Origin of the sequence: Rhizobium indicum (assembly GCF_005862305.2) — a bacterium.
GTDB lineage: Bacteria > Pseudomonadota > Alphaproteobacteria > Rhizobiales > Rhizobiaceae > Rhizobium > Rhizobium indicum.
The window spans coordinates 988,003-1,004,584 of the sequence record NZ_CP054022.1; the positions used below are offsets into that span (position 1 = coordinate 988,003).

Annotated in this window: 15 protein-coding genes and 4 pseudogenes; 10 read left to right on the forward strand and 9 right to left on the reverse strand. The window is 59.8% G+C overall.

Going from position 1 to position 16,582, the window contains the following annotated elements; translation table 11 throughout:
* Positions 1-10 precede the first annotated feature (10 nt).
* The 5 genes and pseudogenes from FFM53_RS29000 (at position 11) to FFM53_RS29020 (ending at position 6,051) form a co-directional block, all read left to right on the forward strand.
* Entirely contained in the window at positions 11-1,300 is a 1,290-nt protein-coding gene (locus tag FFM53_RS29000; RefSeq protein ID WP_425504962.1) for an alpha/beta hydrolase, read from the forward strand.
* A 230-nt stretch (positions 1,301-1,530) separates the two neighbouring features.
* Positions 1,531-1,800: pseudogene (locus FFM53_RS36590) on the forward strand (adenylate cyclase); the annotation flags it as partial.
* Between the two features lie 7 nt (positions 1,801-1,807).
* Positions 1,808-2,410, forward strand: a pseudogene (locus tag FFM53_RS29010) (transporter); the annotation flags it as partial.
* 127 nt (positions 2,411-2,537) lie between these two features.
* Positions 2,538-3,980 carry a DUF1254 domain-containing protein gene (locus FFM53_RS29015; RefSeq protein WP_138391066.1) on the forward strand — a complete coding sequence of 481 codons (1,443 nt, stop codon included), beginning with the start codon at positions 2,538-2,540 and terminating at the stop codon, positions 3,978-3,980.
* A gap of 154 nt (positions 3,981-4,134) precedes the next feature.
* Positions 4,135-6,051 (forward strand): mechanosensitive ion channel family protein, encoded by a 1,917-nt coding sequence (locus FFM53_RS29020; RefSeq protein ID WP_138391067.1) that lies wholly within the window; start codon positions 4,135-4,137, stop codon positions 6,049-6,051.
* A 197-nt stretch (positions 6,052-6,248) separates the two neighbouring features.
* Here the strand turns inward: FFM53_RS29020 and FFM53_RS29025 are convergent, their stop codons facing one another.
* Positions 6,249-6,431, reverse strand: coding sequence for a hypothetical protein (locus tag FFM53_RS29025; RefSeq protein WP_173883673.1), 183 nt, complete (start codon positions 6,429-6,431; stop codon positions 6,249-6,251).
* 165 nt (positions 6,432-6,596) lie between these two features.
* On the opposite strand from FFM53_RS29025, the pseudogene FFM53_RS37070 reads away from it, so the two are divergent.
* The 4 genes and pseudogenes from FFM53_RS37070 to FFM53_RS29040 form a co-directional block, all read left to right on the forward strand.
* Positions 6,597-6,677, forward strand: a pseudogene (locus FFM53_RS37070) (DNA polymerase III subunit alpha); the annotation flags it as partial.
* Between the two features lie 716 nt (positions 6,678-7,393).
* Entirely contained in the window at positions 7,394-7,651 is a 258-nt protein-coding gene (locus FFM53_RS29030; RefSeq protein WP_138391068.1) for a DUF2188 domain-containing protein, read from the forward strand.
* A gap of 410 nt (positions 7,652-8,061) precedes the next feature.
* Positions 8,062-8,284, forward strand: a pseudogene (locus tag FFM53_RS36600) (MBL fold metallo-hydrolase); the annotation flags it as partial.
* 182 nt (positions 8,285-8,466) lie between these two features.
* Complete coding sequence (locus FFM53_RS29040) at positions 8,467-8,964, forward strand: sigma-70 family RNA polymerase sigma factor (protein WP_138391069.1); 498 nt, start codon at positions 8,467-8,469, stop codon at positions 8,962-8,964.
* Between the two features lies 1 nt (position 8,965).
* Here FFM53_RS29040 and FFM53_RS29045 read toward each other — a convergent pair whose 3' ends face one another.
* Positions 8,966-9,352 (reverse strand): response regulator, encoded by a 387-nt coding sequence (locus FFM53_RS29045; protein ID WP_138391070.1) that lies wholly within the window; start codon positions 9,350-9,352, stop codon positions 8,966-8,968.
* 101 nt (positions 9,353-9,453) lie between these two features.
* Positions 9,454-9,702 carry a DUF2934 domain-containing protein gene (locus FFM53_RS29050; RefSeq protein WP_138391071.1) on the reverse strand — a complete coding sequence of 83 codons (249 nt, stop codon included), beginning with the start codon at positions 9,700-9,702 and terminating at the stop codon, positions 9,454-9,456.
* Positions 9,703-10,235: 533 nt separating this feature from the next.
* Between FFM53_RS29050 and FFM53_RS29055 the strand changes: the two genes are divergently transcribed.
* Positions 10,236-10,496: a DUF982 domain-containing protein gene (locus FFM53_RS29055; RefSeq protein WP_138391072.1), complete on the forward strand. Its 261-nt coding sequence runs from the start codon at positions 10,236-10,238 to the stop codon at positions 10,494-10,496.
* 57 nt (positions 10,497-10,553) lie between these two features.
* Here the strand turns inward: FFM53_RS29055 and FFM53_RS29060 are convergent, their stop codons facing one another.
* From FFM53_RS29060 to FFM53_RS29085, 6 genes are all read right to left on the reverse strand, one after another.
* Positions 10,554-10,937 carry a response regulator gene (locus tag FFM53_RS29060; RefSeq protein ID WP_138391073.1) on the reverse strand — a complete coding sequence of 128 codons (384 nt, stop codon included), beginning with the start codon at positions 10,935-10,937 and terminating at the stop codon, positions 10,554-10,556.
* A gap of 6 nt (positions 10,938-10,943) precedes the next feature.
* Positions 10,944-11,921, reverse strand: a complete 978-nt coding sequence (locus FFM53_RS29065) for a PAS domain-containing protein (RefSeq protein WP_138391074.1) — start codon at positions 11,919-11,921, stop codon at positions 10,944-10,946.
* A gap of 236 nt (positions 11,922-12,157) precedes the next feature.
* Complete coding sequence (locus FFM53_RS29070; RefSeq protein WP_138391075.1) at positions 12,158-12,664, reverse strand: YciE/YciF ferroxidase family protein; 507 nt, start codon at positions 12,662-12,664, stop codon at positions 12,158-12,160.
* 639 nt (positions 12,665-13,303) lie between these two features.
* Positions 13,304-14,329 carry a sensor histidine kinase gene (locus tag FFM53_RS29075; RefSeq protein ID WP_138391076.1) on the reverse strand — a complete coding sequence of 342 codons (1,026 nt, stop codon included), beginning with the start codon at positions 14,327-14,329 and terminating at the stop codon, positions 13,304-13,306.
* A 313-nt stretch (positions 14,330-14,642) separates the two neighbouring features.
* A complete protein-coding gene (locus FFM53_RS29080; protein ID WP_138391078.1) occupies positions 14,643-15,092 on the reverse strand; it encodes a response regulator in 450 nt (149 codons plus the stop codon).
* On the reverse strand, positions 15,089-16,504 hold the full coding sequence (locus FFM53_RS29085) for a sensor histidine kinase (protein WP_138391079.1): 1,416 nt from the start codon (positions 16,502-16,504) through the stop codon (positions 15,089-15,091). Before FFM53_RS29085 ends, FFM53_RS29080 begins: the two co-directional genes overlap by 4 nt.
* Positions 16,505-16,582: the final 78 nt, after the last annotated feature.

Below are 16,582 nucleotides of genomic sequence, written 5' to 3' on the forward strand. Positions count from 1 at the left end.
GGACTTGAGCTTGTTTGGTTCGTTGACTGCTGGTCCTATCCGGCGACTTCTTCCATGCCTCGCGCTGGTCGTGCTCGCGGGCTGCGGCGGACATCCGAAGAACGTGCTGTTCCCCGTTGCGGACACCGTGCCGGATACCAGTCGCGTCGACATGCTGGTCGCGACCACCCGCGCCCGATCGACTGTTCCCGGCGAGATGTTCACGGGCGAGCGCGCCCGGACGCCGTCCTTCGCGCAGATGAGAGTTTCGCTGCCCAAGGTCCGCAACGAGGGCGACGTCGCCTGGCCCAAGAGGCTCCCTTCAAATCCGGAGACCGACTTCGCCACGCTGAAGGCCGACGAACTCAGTCTCGAGGCGGCGAAAGGCTGGCTGAACGCCTCGGTCAAAAGGAACCGCGACCACAGCGTCCTTGTCTTCATCCACGGCTTCAACAACCGCTTTGAGGACAGCGTCTACCGCTTCGCTCAAATCGTCCACGATTCCAATGTCCGCAGCACGCCGGTGCTTGTGACCTGGCCATCGCGCGGCAGCCTGCTCGCCTACGGTTATGACCGCGAGAGCACCAACTACACGCGCAACGCGCTCGAGACGCTGTTCCAGTATCTCGCCAAAGACGGCACCGTGAAGGAAGTCAACGTGCTCGCCCACTCGATGGGCAACTGGCTGGCGCTGGAAGCGCTCCGGCAGATGGCGATCCGCAACGGCGGTCTTCCGGCGAAGTTCAAGAACGTCATGCTGGCCGCTCCGGACGTCGATGTAGACGTCTTCCGGTCGCAGATCGAGGACATGGGTGCCCCCCATCCGCAGTTCACGCTCTTCGTCTCGCGCGACGACAAGGCGCTTGCCTTCTCGCGGCGGGTCTGGGGCAACATCCCGCGGCTTGGTTCGATCGATCCGGAAACCGCGCCGTACAAGACCGAACTTGCCGACTATAAGGTATCGGTGATCGATCTGACCAAGATCAAGGTCAGCGACGACCTCAATCACAGCAAGTTCGCGGAATCGCCTGAAGTCGTCCAGCTCATCGGCGCGCGGCTGTCGGAAGGGCAGACGCTGACCGACAGCCGGGTCGGCCTTGGCGACACGATCCTTGCAGGGACGACGAGCGTGGCGGCGGCGGCCGGAAGCGCCGCAGGCCTCGTACTGACCGCCCCCGTCGCGGTGCTCGACGCCGATACTCGCAGCAACTACGCCAATCATGTCGGCGGTCTGACCGGACAAGATAGCGGAACGCAGAAGATCGCGGTCAAGAACTGCCCGGCGACGCCGACCGACCCGGCGTGCCGGAAGCAGCGATAGCAGGAGGCGCCCGCTTGAAGTTAGGCCACGCCTGGCACGCTCTTCGTCATATGCCCGTCCGGGGCCTTGTTCATCGGCATCATCGCGGTAACCGGTAGCCCGGCCCATACGTGATCCGCCTTGAAACTTCTTTCAGGTAGACGAAGGACTATTCGGGGAATAGGTTGCATAAGGGGATTTTAATATAAGCTTTAACTGTCGCGCACCTGTGTGACGAGGGGGAGGATGCAATGCAGACCTCGGTGCCTTTGCCTGACGATCAGGCCGAGCGCTCCTGTCCGACCCATGAGGAGGTCAGGGCGCAGCTTGAACGGATTCTGTCGAGCCGCGAGTTTCCCAGCGCCGGACGTGGCGCTGCCTTCCTGAAATACGTCACCGAGGAGACGCTTGCAGGCCGGGCACAGCGTCTCAAGGCGTATTCGATCGCCATCGAAGTGTTCAACCGAAGCGCGAGCTTCTCTCAGGAGGATCCGGTCGTCCGCATCGAGGCCGGACGTCTCCACCCTGCCCGTGATCCCTTTCTCGCTGAACGCCGACTGGAATCTGATCTCCCGCACGATCCTTCCCGTGACCTACCAGAACGACATCGCCGGGCCGTCCGGATCACAGTTCGGTCTCGGCGACGTCGTTCAGAGCTTTTTCCTGTCCCCTGCCAAGCCCACCGATGGCGGCCTCATCTGGGGCGCTGGCCCTGTCTTCCTGATCCCGACCGCGACCGACGATCTGCTCGGCGGCGAGAAATGGGGCGCAGGGCCGACCATCGTCGCGCTGAAGCAGGACGGCCCCTGGACCTATGGCGTGCTGGCCAACCACATCTGGTCGTTCGCCGGCAACGAGGACCGCAACGACATTAGCAGCACGTACATGCAGCCATTCCTCTCCTACACGACGCCGACCGCATGGACGTTCGCGCTGAACACGGAATCCACATACGACTGGAAGGCGCACGACTGGTCCGTGCCGATCAATCTGACCGTCTCGAAGCTGCTCAAGGTGAACGAGCAGCCGATCAGCCTGACGGCCGGACTTCGATACTGGGCGGCGGCTCCTGACGACGGCCCCGAAGGGCTCGGCGTCCGTCTCGGGCTGACATTCCTGTTTCCGAAGTAGTCGCATAACACCGTCTCATGGTCAGGACTCGATCTGCTCTGTTCGATCGATTTCCGCAGCCGCATGACCCCTTCTCCTGCCACCTGCGCGTGCCTGATCGCACGCCGCGAACCGAAAGGACGTTCACATGCTTACGAAACGCGATCTACTCCGCTCTGCTGCGATGGCCGCACTCGTCGCCGCAACGGCGAAGTCCACCCCGGTGCTTGCGCAGAACAAGGCCGAATGGCCCAGTCTGCTGGAGGCCAAGGACATCGCTGAAGAAGGCTTCATCTACGGCCTGCCGCTGGTGATGAACTATGCTGTCATGAACGAGTTCGCGGTGGACAGGAACTCCGGGCAGTTCAAGGCGCCGTTCAACGAGATCAACAACATGCATCAGGTCGCCAGCCCGGCGGACACGGCAATCATCACGCCGAACAGTGACACGCCGTACTCGATCCTCTGGCTGGACTTGCGTGCTGAACCGATGGTCATCTCGGTGCCGACGGTCGAGAAGGAACGCTATTACTCGGTCCAGCTCATCGACGGCAACACCTACAATTTCGGCTATATCGGCTCGCGCGCCACGGGAAGCGAGCCGGGTTCCTATCTCGTTGTCGGACCCGACTGGAAAGGCGAGAAGCCCGACGGCATCAAGCAGGTCTTCACCTCGAGCACCCCTTTCGTATTCGCCAACTTCCGGACGCAGCTTATCGACGCCGATGATATGGCGAACGTAGAAAAGGTGCAGGCCGGCTACAAGGCGCAACCGCTTTCAGCCTTCCTCAAGCAACCCGCCCCGCCCGCCGCACCGACGATCGAGTTCCTTCCCGCCACCACTGCCGGCATCAAGAAAAACTTCTTCGAATATCTCGACGTGGCTCTGCAGTTCGTCCCGGAGACGTCAAGGGACAAGGAGATCCGTGCGAAGCTTGCAAGGATCGGCATCGGTCCCGGCAAGACCTTCGAGTCCAAGGATCTACCGCTCGAACACAAGGCCGAGTTGCTGGTCGGCATGAAGCAGGGCGACGACAAGATCGACAAGTGGCTGGCCAGCGGAAACAAGCCGATCAACGGCTGGAACGTCAGCTCGCTGCTTGGCGACGAGGCCTTCTTCAATGGCGATTGGTTGATGCGCTCAGGCGCGGCCAAGGCAGGCCTCTATGGCAACGATGCAGCAGAGGCCATGTACCCCTTCACCCGAACAGATGCGAGCGGGAAACCGCTCGACGGCAGCAAGCACAAGTACACGATCACCTTCCCGCCGGGCCAGTTGCCGCCAGTGCATTCGTTCTGGTCCGTGACCATGTACGACGGCAAGACCCAGTTCCTGGTCAAGAACCCGATCAATCGATACCTCGTCAATTCTCCGATGTTGCCTGGTATGAAAAAGGACGCGGACGGCTCGCTCACCCTCTATATCCAGAAAGACAGCCCGGGCGAGGACAAGGAAGCCAACTGGCTTCCGGCACCGGACGGCACGATCTATCTCGTGATGCGCCTGTACTGGCCGAAGACGGAAGCGCCTTCGATCCTGCCTGCGGGAAAAGGAACGTGGCAACCGCCCGGCGTGAAGCGGGTCTCGTAGAAGGCGCTGAACGCCGACTGGAACCTGCTCCGCGACCGCCAGGCTCGACAAGGCGCTTCACGAGCTCGGAGCGCTGCAACCGGCTGGACGTCGACCTGAAGTCGGACTAGAGACCGGTCTTCGCAGTCGAAAACAGCCGGAAGGGGACAAGTGTATGAAATGGATCGCCGGGCTTTTTCTGGCTCTGACAATGTCCGCCTTTGCTCACGCTCAGGAGGCTCCACGACCCCAGAAGGTCGACGATCTCGTGCGGCTGCTACAGGATCCCGAGGTTCGGTCATGGCTAGAGAAAGCGCCCGGCCCGTCGTCGATAGCCGTCGAGGAAGTCGACGCCGGGCTGGCGACATGGGAGGAGGCCACGCGAAGCCGGATTGATGGCGTCGTTCAGGCAGTCCCGAGAATTCCTGGCGAGTTCATGGCCGCAGCTTTTCGCACGAGGGCGGACGCCTTGTCGCACGGAAAGCTGCCGGTGTTCGTCGTCTTCCTTGGGCTGACGGCGGTCGGACTTTTCGCCGAGTGGATGTTCGCGCGGTTGAGACGACACGCGGAAGGGCTGCAGGAACGCCTGCTGGCGATCGGCGTCTTCGCGGCGGCCATGGGCGTGGTCTTCTTCGCATTCGACTGGCCCGCCCGCCCACGCATCGTCCTCCTGGTTTGGCTGCTGGCACTCCTGGCATACCGTACGGTCGCCGCGCTCATCGAGGCGGCCGTACTCACGTCCTCCGCTCGCAGGCGGGCGAAGGGCTTTGCCGGAGTTGCCGTGATCGCCATTGCCGCCGCAAGCCTCGGCCAGCCATTGTCGATCGACCCGGCGGCGACGGAGGCGATTTCGTTCTGCTTTTCGATCGCTCTCCTCGCTTTGGCCGTCGAGGGCGCCGTCTCCTCGTCCGAGAGACCCCTTGGCACGCGCATATCAATGTGCCTCGCCTTCGTCGTCATCTGGGCGCTCTGGTGCGTCGGTCTGCACGGTCTGTTCTGGCTGGGCGTCTATGCGATGGCCCTGCCCGCGGTACTGCGCTTCACCGGTCGCGCGGCGGCCGAAGCGTTTCCTTTCGAACCTGACAGCACGAAACGTGTTCTCCTTGTCCGCGGCAGCCGGGCCGTGGTCGTGGCGGCCGCGGCTGTGTGGCTGGCCCTCGTCTGGCGGTTCGATCCGAACTCCCTGGTCCACAGCGATCATGTGGTGGCCGCGATATCCTACGGGCTTCTGAAGAGCGTGGTCGTTCTGCTGCTCGCCGACCTCGCGTGGCATCTCGCGAGGTCGTGGATAGACAGAAGGCTCACCGTTTCGCCCGGCCTCGCTGTCGATGCATCTCAGGCGGCCCGGCAAGGACGGCTTCGGACGCTCCTGCCGATCTTCCGGAACGTGCTCGCCGTCATGGTGGCGGTTGTAGCCGGCCTGATCGTGCTGGCGGAACTTGGCGTCGAGATCGGGCCTCTGATCGCAGGCGCCGGCATTTTCGGCGTCGCGCTCGGCTTCGGATCGCAGACGCTGGTGAAGGACGTCGTCAGCGGGGTCTTCTACCTTCTCGACGACGCCTTTCGCGTGGGCGAGTACATCCAGGCGAAGAGCTACAAGGGGACCGTCGAGGGGTTCAGCCTCCGGTCGGTGCGGCTGCGTCATCACCGCGGCCCGGTGTTCACCGTTCCGTTCGGCGAACTTGGAGCCGTCGAGAACATGAGCCGCGACTGGGTGATCGACAAGTTTCGGGTGAACGTCAGCTACGACGCGGACATTGAGAAGGCGCGCAAGCTCGCGAAAAAGATTGGGGAGGAGCTGAAGGCCGATCCGGAACTCGGGCCGCTCTTCATCGAGCCGTTGAAGATGAAGGGCGTCGAGGAGTTCGGTGACTACGGCATCGTCCTCAGCTTCGCGATGACCACAGTGCCGGGCATGCAGACCTACATCCGGCGCAAGGCATACGCGAAGATCCGCGAGGCGTTCAAGGCGAACGGCATCGACTTCGCGACGCCGTCGGTTCAAGTCGGCGGCGATGCCAGGGACAGCGCAGCGGCGGTCGCGACGGCGATCCGGACGCAGCAGGCCAAGGGGGTGGCGGAGGAGGCTTAGTTGGCATGGCTGAGCGGAACCGCCTTCGGATCTCGGATGGATCGAAGCAGCCATAGAGTTGAACGCCACCCTCGCCGTTCGCTCGATCCGTTTCAAAAACAGTTATGACAAACCCGAGGACGGCGGCGGCCGGCTCCCGGAGGTGGCACATCCGCGCGAGAGTTATCAGTCCATCCTTCGGAAAGGTCCGACTGATGTTAGAGGAGATATTGCGGGATTGTCGGGACCTCGTCGGTCAGCTCTCCAACGAACGCCGCCAGGAGCTGGTTGTCCGCTACCCGCGTTTCAACAAAGGATTCGTCAAGCTGGCCGAGCGGCCCTACCAGACCGGGTTCGCCGCGCTCTCCGGCCCGCTGAATGTCGCCGTCGACCGCTTTCATTCATGGCTCAGAAGAATGCCGAGAACACGTTTCTCGACCGGGCTTCGGCTGTCTCTGACGTGGAAACTCGGCTGTTGGCCGGCCTTCGCCTCGCTAGACGGAAATCGACCACGCACAGTGCGCCAAGCTATGATCCAGCAAATGGTTCCTGCACGGGATTTTCGCATGAGATATGCCGAGCTCCAGGTCACGACACATTTCTCGTTCCTGCGCGGGGCATCGTCGGCGGATGAGCTGTTTGCCTCCCATTTCGAGCCTCACAAAGTAGAGTGGCGACACTGGTTAGTCCAGCGGATCGCTCTGGGTGCGACACGCATGATCTACTAACGCTCGGCGTTGATGATCGTCCAATCAAACCTGGAGTGCATCTTCCGAAATTGAACTCAAGCTCAAGCTGTCTAGTGAAGCCCGAAGGCGCTTTTAGGTTCCGACCTGCTCGGAGAGGAGATCCGGGAGCAGCCATCGAGTCATTTCGGCTCGGAAATCGCAGGCTCGTGCAGCAGGCTTCTCACCGCGTGTCCGAAACGGTGGGACGCCGCGCCAGATACCCGTACGATCGACGCGCCATTCTAGTTTTTGGTCGCAAATGCATGGTCTGACTTTGCTGCTGGTGGATCGCCTCGTCGGATCTGGCGACAAGGTAGAGGAGCTGACCGAGAGCGTCTAGCAAGGGATGCTCGCCGGATTGGCAAATAGCATCCCCGTAATACCAGCAGGCGTCCAGACAGGTCTTCATCGCGCCGACTAGGACGTCCCATGCCTCGGGCGCGCGTCCAATGGCCGATGCGGCCGAGCTGCTGTCGCGAGGGAATAGGTGCCGGGTTTTTCTAACATTGCGCCACCATCTTGATTCAGTCTCAACGCCCGTAGCGCGGCAAAATTGCCGCCATAGCGTAAGGCCACGCGATTGGAATGTTGGCACTCCGCCCTAATTTGATATCGACGTCTAGGAGGAGAACAGCATGGCGACCATCACCTATCATGTCAGCGAGCACGACGGCGGCTTCGGCTACCGTCTGGGAGACGTCTGGTCGGAGACCTATCCGGACCACGATAGCGCGCTCGCTGCCGCCAAGTCGGCGGCCCAGCGTCAGCACATTGAAGGCCGCGATGCCGAAATTTCATATCAGCTCGCCGACGGTCGGTGGCAGACGGAACATGCCGATGGCGGCGACCGCCCCGATACGGAGGTTGTCGACGACGAACAGGGGAACGGGTGATGGGCGTCCTGACCGGATTCTAACTCTGCGGTAACGTACACATCGCCGTCCGCGGCGACCCAACCCGGATCGGCATATGTCGCTGCACGGACTGCCGGCAGGAGAGCGGTTCCGCATTCGCCTACTTCGCCATATGGCCGGCCGATCAGGGAGAGCGAAGGCGACACCATCGCCTGTGGCAGGCGCCGATTCTGTCGGAGCGCGGTCGCGCATGTACTCCGCGGACGAGAATGAAAGCCGAGATCAAGACCGGCTGCGACTTCTTACACGACCGAGGGGCTGCCTGGCACCTTCCAACCTCCCATCTCGCAACACAAAAACATGATGAGAACAACGCAATTGGGACCATTCGACATGCTGCGCGTTGCTGGGGTGCGGAGATCACAGCCAAGCCTGTTGAGGATTGGAGCATGACTTGCTTTATCTGCGCCGCCTGCGGCGCTCAGTTCAGCGAAAGATCTGAGCCGCCGCGAGCCTGCCCGTCTGCGAAGACGACCGTCAGTTCGTGCCCGAGTCGGGGTAGAGGTGGACGGATATGGAGGCAATCAGCCTGACACACAGTGGAACCAAGAAGCGCAGGGTGTTCACTGCCTGCAGATTACGCCTGCCTTTGCAATTGGCCAACGCGCCTTCCAACAGTCAAGGCGGATATGCGGAGCGGGTAGCGTAGCCGGCTCGCCTCGGTCGGCCTGGATCGCGTCGTCGGAAGAACCGCCCTCATCTCCTCCGCACAGGCAGATTTATTCAAGAATCAGCAGTGCGAGTGGAACGTAACAGCCAAGGCAAAGTTCACCCCCAATTAGAGGAGGACGCCAATGCTCAATGATGATCGCCCGGGTTTTACCGACGCGGAACTGCTTGATAATATGCCGGCTCTCCGAAGTTTTGCCAGACGCTTCCACAGCTCGGCGAGCGATATCGATGACCTCGTTCAGGAAACGCTTGCCAAAGCGATCGCGCATTCCGGGAAGTTTCAGCCTGGCACCCGGCTGCGCTCCTGGCTGTTTACCATCATGCGCAATACCTTCTGCAGCAAATTTAAAATATCTAAACGAGAACGGGTCGGTGGGATCGAAGATTCCGCCGCTTCGGCTTCGCTCCCGCCATCGCAAATCTGGGAGGTGCGCGGACACGAGCTGGAGGTCGCGATCTCTACCTTGCCGGACAACTATCGAACCGCCGTTGACCTGGTGCTTATTCAGGGTGTCAGTTACGAAGCCGCTGCAGACCGGTGCGGCGTTCCGATCGGGACAATCAAGAGTCGGGTTAACCGGGGCCGCCATCATCTGACGAGGGTCCTCGACAGCGAGTGATCTAGTGGTATTCGGCAGGCCTCTGGCCGAACAATGCTTCCGCGATCTTTCCCAATTCGGTCGGCTTCTCGCAAAGCGCGAAGCCTGTGAACTTCACGGGAATTACCGACGGGTCGAAAGCTGTGGCGAATACAAACGGGATATCGCGACGCTCAAGCTCCTCCGCGACCGGAAATACGAACTCGCCCTCCAGGTGAACATCAAGGATTGCCGCGTCGATCTCCTCATTCTCGACCAGATCCAGGGCGGCGGTCACACCGGCGGCCGGACCGATAACTGTTGCGCCGGCTTTCTCAAGCTTCCGCCGTGTCTCATCCGCCAGAAAATATTCGTCTTCGACGATCAGTACGCGCTTTCCTGCAAAGAGCTCGATGGCTAAATTTTCCAAAGCCTCGCTCCTCTGACCTCATTGTGACGGACCGGGATAGATGATTTGGGCGCAGAAAGGCGAGTGTTGTAGCAGGCATTCCGGGGGTATCAACCTAGCAATCATTCGACTTGCTTGATTGAACCGGTCCGGCCGGAGCCACGCGATTTGCCACCCATCCTATCCGTTTTAGCCCCGGCTTGGACGTGACCGTCGTCAACTGCTTGCGTTACCTGAGGCAGGGAACTGCCTGTCTTCGATTCCGCTTCGGCTTCCTGCCAGTGCTGCTCATGCCGTCCATCCGGCTTGCCCTCCCTTTCCCATTTTGCGTGAGCCAGCTGGCGGACTGCTTCTTCGCGACCGTTTGACATCATGCGTCTCCTTGATCCGATTGGAACCAACCCAACATGCCGGAGCGGCGAATGTTCCCGGCGCTTCCAAAGAGGGCTGGAACATTTGGAGAGCCGGAGGTTGGCTCTTTGAAAACCAGGAGAATATCGATGAACGGAACCGAGTGGGCGCTGCTTTCGGGACGCTGACACTCATGTGCTGGTTGGGAGCGGGTCTTGTTGCGGGGATACTCGACGCCAAATATGGATCCCGGAATAAAGAAACGCGGAAGGCTCCGAATTCGTCATGCTCGGTCTGGCTGCCCTTGGCCCCGTTTCAGCCTTCGCAATGGCCGCGGAAATAGTATCGTTATGAAATCGGCCCGACGGTGATGAAAAGACCCACCAGATCATCTCACATCTTCATTTCGACGTCAGCCCCGTGGCGAGCGCCGCAGTCGGCCACGCTGCGGCAAAGGATTTGGAACTTCCGGATCCGGTCGCGGTTGGTGCGGTTCACTCCTAGGGAGGTTTATGATGACGAATTCGAACCACCAGTCGCAGTGAGGAATGACATGGACAAGGTGATCGAGGTAGATTTCAAGGTGACATGGCAGGCACCCGTTTTTGTCAGGATTGGCAACGGCTTCCGGGAACGCGTGGATGGGCCGGACGCCGCGCTCGAGGCGCTTGCCCATCGGTGGCCCGAATGCCGAAGCGAGGTCTATGGCGAAGCAAAGCTTCGCTGTCTTGAGGCGCTCGTTCAGCATGGCAGTGCGGAGACCGCACGAAGCCGCTTTATCGAGGCCGCCATCGCAGCAGGCGTCTTTGCGTGAGCGGTCACATGCCGCGATGTTTAAATACTCTGCCGCCAATTCGTTCGGTAAACGCGGTCAGGTCTGAAACGCCTTCAGCGCCTCGACAAGTCGTTTCGGGTCCGTCGGCTTTCCAATGTTGGCGACACCGGCAAGCACCGGGTGGGCTGCAAGCTCGGTGGCATGGACTGCACTGGCGAGGACGAACGGAACCCCCAATGCTTTCAACTGAAGAGCGACGGGCGTGACTTTCTCGCCAACGAGATTGAAATCCAGGACCGCTGCATGGGGGCGCTCCTCGCTGACCAGATCAAGAGCATGATCGACCGATGCAGCCGGCCCCAACACCCGGAACCCTTCGTCGATCAAGGCCGCCTTGAGTTCCATTGCAATCAGCACTTCGTCTTCTACGACCAGGACGCATCTTCTGCCTTCAACATCGATTTCCGCAGGGTCGTCCATCTGTCCTCACAGCGGGATTTTGATCGTGGCTGACAAACCATCCGGATCGTATTTTAGTTCCACCTTTCCGCCGAGATGAGCGGATGTGCCCTCGATCAACTCGGTGCCATAACCCCGGCGCTGAGGCGGCGCGACAGGTAACCCGTTCTTTTCCTGCCACTTGCAGACAAGAAAGGTCCGGCCTCTCGGACCAGACTCGAGTGCCCATGCAACGTAGATCTGCCCATCGGGAACGGACAAGGCGCCGTATTTCACGGCATTGGTACCGAGTTCATGGAATATCATGCCGACCGCAAGAACCTTGGAACTGGCAAGGGTCACCGCCGGGCCGTCGCAATGAAGATGGTCAACACCGGGCTCGCCAACGGATTGCCGCAGCAGTACTTCAAAATCAATTGTCTGATCGGTAGACGCGATTTCCTGCGCCCGAAGCGTGACCTCAAACCGTCCGAGGAAGATGTCGCGATATTCGGCGGCAGTGCGATCCTCGGTTTGCGTATGCATGGCGATCGAGCGCATTACCGCAAACAGGTTCTTCAGGCGGTGCCATGTCTCCGCGATGACGAAATCTCTCTCCGCGTCTTGGCGCCGGCGCTCGGTGACATCATCGAAGAGAATGAGGATGTTCGTGCTGTTATTATCGGGATGAATGAGACGACGCGCATCGACGAGAAACGTCCGCTTCCCGATTGCGGCAAAGTCGTGTGTCACTTCAAAGCCGATAACGGCGGCGGCTTTTGGGATCACCGTCGCGATCAGGTGCCGGAGTTCGGCAATATCCCATTGACCGTTTCCTAGACCAAAGAAATTTTGCCCCAAGATGTCGTCCCGCTCGACCTCGAAGGTCCGCACGAATGCATTATTGGCGCTCGTCAGACAGAGATTATGATCCAGTACGACAATCGGCTGGGTCATCGTATCGACGATGCCCTGGGCCTGCACGTGTCCGCTTTTCAACAAGCGGTAAAGGTCTTCCAGGATCATCTCCGCCCTGTTCCCTCGGCAGAAAGTTGCACGGTCTTGTGGTCGTTTTCGCGCGTTCGACAACAGAAACTAGGGTGATAGGCCTGTTGTGCAAGGGGTTCGTCACACTTCTAGAGTGACGGCGCCTGCGCTCCTGCGTTGATGGCATTAGCCGGCTGGAGGGGGCCCTTTGCGTAAGGCGCATAAAACAGAAGGCCGCCAACGAGGCGGCCTTTGCATGATTATCGTTCGGACGCTTAGGCGGCCTTCTTGCCCTTGGCATTTGCAGACGCCTGGGCAAGCTGGGTCAGCTTCTTGTCGGTGGCTACTTCTTCGGCAAGGTTTGCCTGAAGCAGCGGAACGGCATCCTTCAGGCCGAGCTGGTTTGCCCAGGCGATGAGAGTGCCGTAACGGGCGATCTCGTAGTGTTCGACGGCCTGGGCCGAAGAGATGAGACCGGCATCCAACGCCGGCGATCCTTTGAACTCTTCCATGATCTCTTCACCCTCGGCGATGATGCCCTGGATTGCTTCACATGTCTTGCCGCGTGCGGGCTTGCCGAGAAGCTCGAATACCTGATCGAGACGTTCGATCTGCCCCTGAGTTTCGTCGCGGTGCTGCAGGAATCCTGCTTTGCCTTCTTCTGACTGGGCGGCGCGAGCCATTTTCGGCAGCGCCTTCAGGATCTGCTTTTCCGCGAAATAGATGTCCTTGAGTGTATCAAGGAAAAGGTCATCAAGTGTCTTGGTGGTGGTAGTCGCCATGGTTAATCCTCCTGTGGCATGGGCTTGCGCGGGGTAAACGCCGCGTGGTTTTGGTTGTTCAAAGGGCGCCGGGCTGATCCGCAGCTAGGTAACCACGCGGGACGATCGTTGTTCCCTTAGGCTTTGCTTTCTCTCCAGCTTCCCTACGAGAAGAAACTTGGTCGTCACGGAACGATGTTTTCATCAAGCCACTGTGCCATCGCCTTCTTTTCAGCAAGGTTTACCTGGAGGGCAGCGCTGGCCGAAAATCTCCGTGTTGACCGTCCCGAACTTCGCACGCCCGGCGCTTCTTTTCCGGTCGAGCGCGCGTCGCCCTGTCGCAAGGGCGTCATCGACCGCGTCGGCGTCGCGTTTTCGGTCAGTGGGGAAACGAGTTCGGAGGCAGTTGCCGAGGGCGACGGCGAGCTAACATAGGGCGGCGCGCCTTTGATCTCTGAGCGAAGCCGGGTACTCCGAAGTCAGAGCAAGGCACAGGCCTTTGCCTTACCGTCGACAAGTCTTTCCACGGTGCCGATGAGGCACGCTGCGCGCCTCAAGAGTTCGATCCCCGTCATCGTTGAGCCGCCAGAGATGCTCCGAGTATCTTGTCTCAAAGACGAGCCTGTCCGTCGGAGGGCTTACCTACCTCTCCAGACCAAATCATTCCTCGGCGTCGGAATAGTTTTTGTACTGCAGCTTTTGGAGGGACGCATCCAGCCTCAGGATGAGCCCGGTCGGGGCGTAATCAACGGTGACCTCTCCGAAGGCGGATAGACTGGAGGTGATGAGCCGGCAGCCAAAGCCCTTCCTGCTCGGAACTTCCACTACGGGGCCCCCGACCTCCCGCCAACTGAAGTTCAGGCGCTTGTCGCCCGCCTCGTCGCGCACGGACCACACGATTTCGATCGTCCCGGTACCCACCGACAGCGCACCATACTTGTTGGCATTGGTGACAAGTTCGTGCAGCACGAGGGAGAACGCAAGCGCCGCCCGGGGACCCAATTCAACCGCGGGACCGACTGATTGGAAACGTGCTGACGACTCAAGTCCGAGATTAGTCGCGGTCGCCTCGACAATCGTCGCCATGGTGGTGCCCAGCCAATTCTGCTGCAGCAAAATGTCGTGCGCTTTCGAAAAAGCATTGATCCGCGCCGAGATCGCCTGTTCCGCATCCTCCATGCAACTGGCGTTTCGGAAGGATTGACTGGTGATAGCCTGAACGACGGCCAGCGTATTCTTCATGCGGTGAGAGAGTTCGTGCATCAGGACGCGCTGTCGCTGCTCGTTTTCTCTCTGCTCCGTGCGATCTCTCAGAATCTTCACAAAGCCCTCGACTTCGCCGTCATCCGACGTCAACGCCATCATCTGACCCGACGCCCAGAACAACGATCCGTCCTTGCGAACGTGCCAGCGTTCGTCGTTGCCATGGCCTTCCGCTAAAGCCGCGGTCATCTCCCGTTTGAGAATCCCCCCCTGCAGGTCTTCCTGCGTGAAAATTACGGCTGCGGGCTTGCCGATAATCTCAGCCTCGTCCCATCCGAGGATCCGTCGCGCGCCCTCATTCCACGTGGTCACCAGGCCATCCAGATCCATAGAGATGATCGCATATTCGATCGCGCTTTGGAGGATAGCTTCGAGAAAGCGCTCTCGGGAGCGGCTGGAATTGGAAAAAAGTCTCATGATCATATGGTGCGCCTGATCCTCCGGAGCTGCAAGGCTGATCGAGCACATCCGGATTTTATAGCGGAGGCCATCGTATTGGCAAAGGCCGCAGCAGGTGACACGTTGTTCGGCAAGTCTCGGAGGGCCCGCGCCATAATCCAAATGGATGGCCATCTCGGAAATAAAGGAACGCGAGCCGCGTTATTGGGCGATCTCCTATTAAGCGCGGAAGCCATTCATCGAAAAAAACTCCACGGGGATTTGCCTTCCGCATCGTCAAAGGCGGCCCGGGCACCGGCCTTAACATCCGATGGCAGGAGACGGCGGCGAGCGCCCGCTATTTTAGGTACTCTTCGATCACCTTGATTAGGGCTTCAGCGGAATAGGGCTTCTGCAACCAAGCGATCGGCGAGGCCGCCGAGGCTCTTTCATGGGTTCGAGCATCCGCATAGGCGGTGGCAAAAATCGAGCGGACGCCGAGCGTTGTAAACAACTCGATCGCGGCTTGGACACCATCTTTGCGACCGGCCAGTCGAATGTCCATGATCGCAAGGTCCGGACTGGTTGATCCGGCGATGGAAATTGCCTCATCGGCCGTCACTGCGATGCCGACGACCTCAAAACCTGCATCAAGAAGGCGATTTTCAATCTCGAGTGCTATAAGATATTCGTCCTCTGCAATCAGAATGCGTGGCGGCCTTCCACCTGTCGCGGCCTGTTTGGCCTCCTCGGCGGATCCGGCATTGGAGCCGCTGGTGTCATTGGCGGGGGGCCCGAACAAGGTCATGAATCAAGGCTGCTTTCCGATTGAGATTGATTGGTGAAACGGACGGTGCATCGCGCCCCCGGCCCTGGAGCAACCGAGAACGAGCCGCGCAGCTGCCGGACCAGGCCGGAGACGAGACCGGTTCCGGATGAACGTCGGCCCGTGACCTTGAAATCGAAGCCAGGACCGTTGTCACGGACCGTCAGCTCGAAGTCGCCTTCCGACCGTTTGAGTGATATCCATATCTCGCAATTGCCTTCGTCATCACAGCCGTGCTTCGCAGCGTTTGTGAGAAGCTCGTTCAGAACGAGAGCCAGAGGCATTGTGACGTCATTCGCCAGGTTTCCGGCGTCGACGTCGATGTGGAGCGTGACGTTTTTCGAGAACGCTTGTCTTGCACTGTCGCACACCGCACGGACAAAATTGCGTGCCTCCACCTCGGAGCGGTCATGTTCCGTATAAAGCGCCTGCTGCGCCGAAGCCATGGCCCCAACACGCTGAGCTGCATCACCCAGAACAACGCTTGCCTCTCGGCTATTGCTTTCGCGCTGCGCCGAACGGATCAAGGCGTAGAGCATCATCATGTTGTTTTTGACGCGATGATTGAGCTCGTCGAGGAAAACCCGCTGATTGCTCTCGGCCAGCTTGCGGTCGCTGATGTCGACCAGCATGTTTACCGCCCCTGTTAGCTCGCCGTCGTCATTGCGCATAGGCGTGGGGAAGGGAAGGAAGGGAAACATCGAGCCGTCGGGCCGCTGAGCCATGGCCTCTACACCTCGCACAGGGCGGTTTTCCTTAAGGGTGATCGCCATCGGGCATTCGTTATGTGGCAGCGGCTGCCCATCGGCCGTGAACAGCCGAAAAGTCACACACCATTCGTCCTCGCCGATGATCGGCTCCCTGCCGGCCAAATCGGCGGCCGCACGGTTGAAATACGTGATCTTGCCCTGTGCGTCGGTCGTGTAGACGGCGGCAGGAAGCGCTTCAAGAACCTGGCGCATTTCTTCGTCTTTGCGCACCAGTTGCCGCCTTACCCGGACGATCTCGGTAACATCGGTTGTGAAACAGCGGGTGTGGATGAATTCGCCCTTGCGGATCTGAGCACTGGAAGTGGTTTCGACGTGCTTGATCGTGCCGTCTTTGGCACGCATCCGGGCCGGAAAGCGGACGAGCTTTTCCCCGGACGCCAAGCGCGTTAACATCTCGTCTATGGTGTGTGGGTCTGCATGAAATTCAGAAATCGGCCGGCCGACGTATTCGTCGGCTGCGTAGCCGAGGAGATCCAATTCCGCCTGATTGGCGCGCAAGATGGTGCCGTCAGCCCCAACCAGATGCAGGGCAACGGCACCATTTTCAAAAAAGTCTTCGTAATCTTCGGGGAAAATATCAGTTTGGGCAATGGGGGTGCCGCTCACCAATTCAACCTTGCCCATTTAATCTCCTCAATTCCCTCAATTAACGCCAACTTAACTCTGTTAAACCCGCCAAGTGTATTTTGGTTCCTGCTCGGT

Bases quoted from the DNA above. Each gene is read 5' to 3' on its own strand.
- FFM53_RS29055 (WP_138391072.1), top strand. From the start codon at position 10,236: ATGGACAAGGTGATCGAGGTAGATTTCAAGGTGACATGGCAGGCACCC.
- FFM53_RS29040 (WP_138391069.1), top strand. From the start codon at position 8,467: ATGCTCAATGATGATCGCCCGGGTTTTACCGACGCGGAACTGCTTGAT.
- FFM53_RS29070 (WP_138391075.1), bottom strand. From the start codon at position 12,664: ATGGCGACTACCACCACCAAGACACTTGATGACCTTTTCCTTGATACA.
- FFM53_RS29075 (WP_138391076.1), bottom strand. From the start codon at position 14,329: ATGATCATGAGACTTTTTTCCAATTCCAGCCGCTCCCGAGAGCGCTTT.
- FFM53_RS29060 (WP_138391073.1), bottom strand. From the start codon at position 10,937: ATGGACGACCCTGCGGAAATCGATGTTGAAGGCAGAAGATGCGTCCTG.
- FFM53_RS29080 (WP_138391078.1), bottom strand. From the start codon at position 15,092: ATGACCTTGTTCGGGCCCCCCGCCAATGACACCAGCGGCTCCAATGCC.
- FFM53_RS29085 (WP_138391079.1), bottom strand. From the start codon at position 16,504: ATGGGCAAGGTTGAATTGGTGAGCGGCACCCCCATTGCCCAAACTGAT.
- FFM53_RS29030 (WP_138391068.1), top strand. From the start codon at position 7,394: ATGGCGACCATCACCTATCATGTCAGCGAGCACGACGGCGGCTTCGGC.
- FFM53_RS29065 (WP_138391074.1), bottom strand. From the start codon at position 11,921: ATGATCCTGGAAGACCTTTACCGCTTGTTGAAAAGCGGACACGTGCAG.
- FFM53_RS29050 (WP_138391071.1), bottom strand. From the start codon at position 9,702: ATGTCAAACGGTCGCGAAGAAGCAGTCCGCCAGCTGGCTCACGCAAAA.
- FFM53_RS29020 (WP_138391067.1), top strand. From the start codon at position 4,135: ATGAAATGGATCGCCGGGCTTTTTCTGGCTCTGACAATGTCCGCCTTT.
- FFM53_RS29015 (WP_138391066.1), top strand. From the start codon at position 2,538: ATGCTTACGAAACGCGATCTACTCCGCTCTGCTGCGATGGCCGCACTC.
- FFM53_RS29025 (WP_173883673.1), bottom strand. From the start codon at position 6,431: ATGAAAGCGGTCGACGGCGACATTCAGCGGGCCGGAGAGCGCGGCGAA.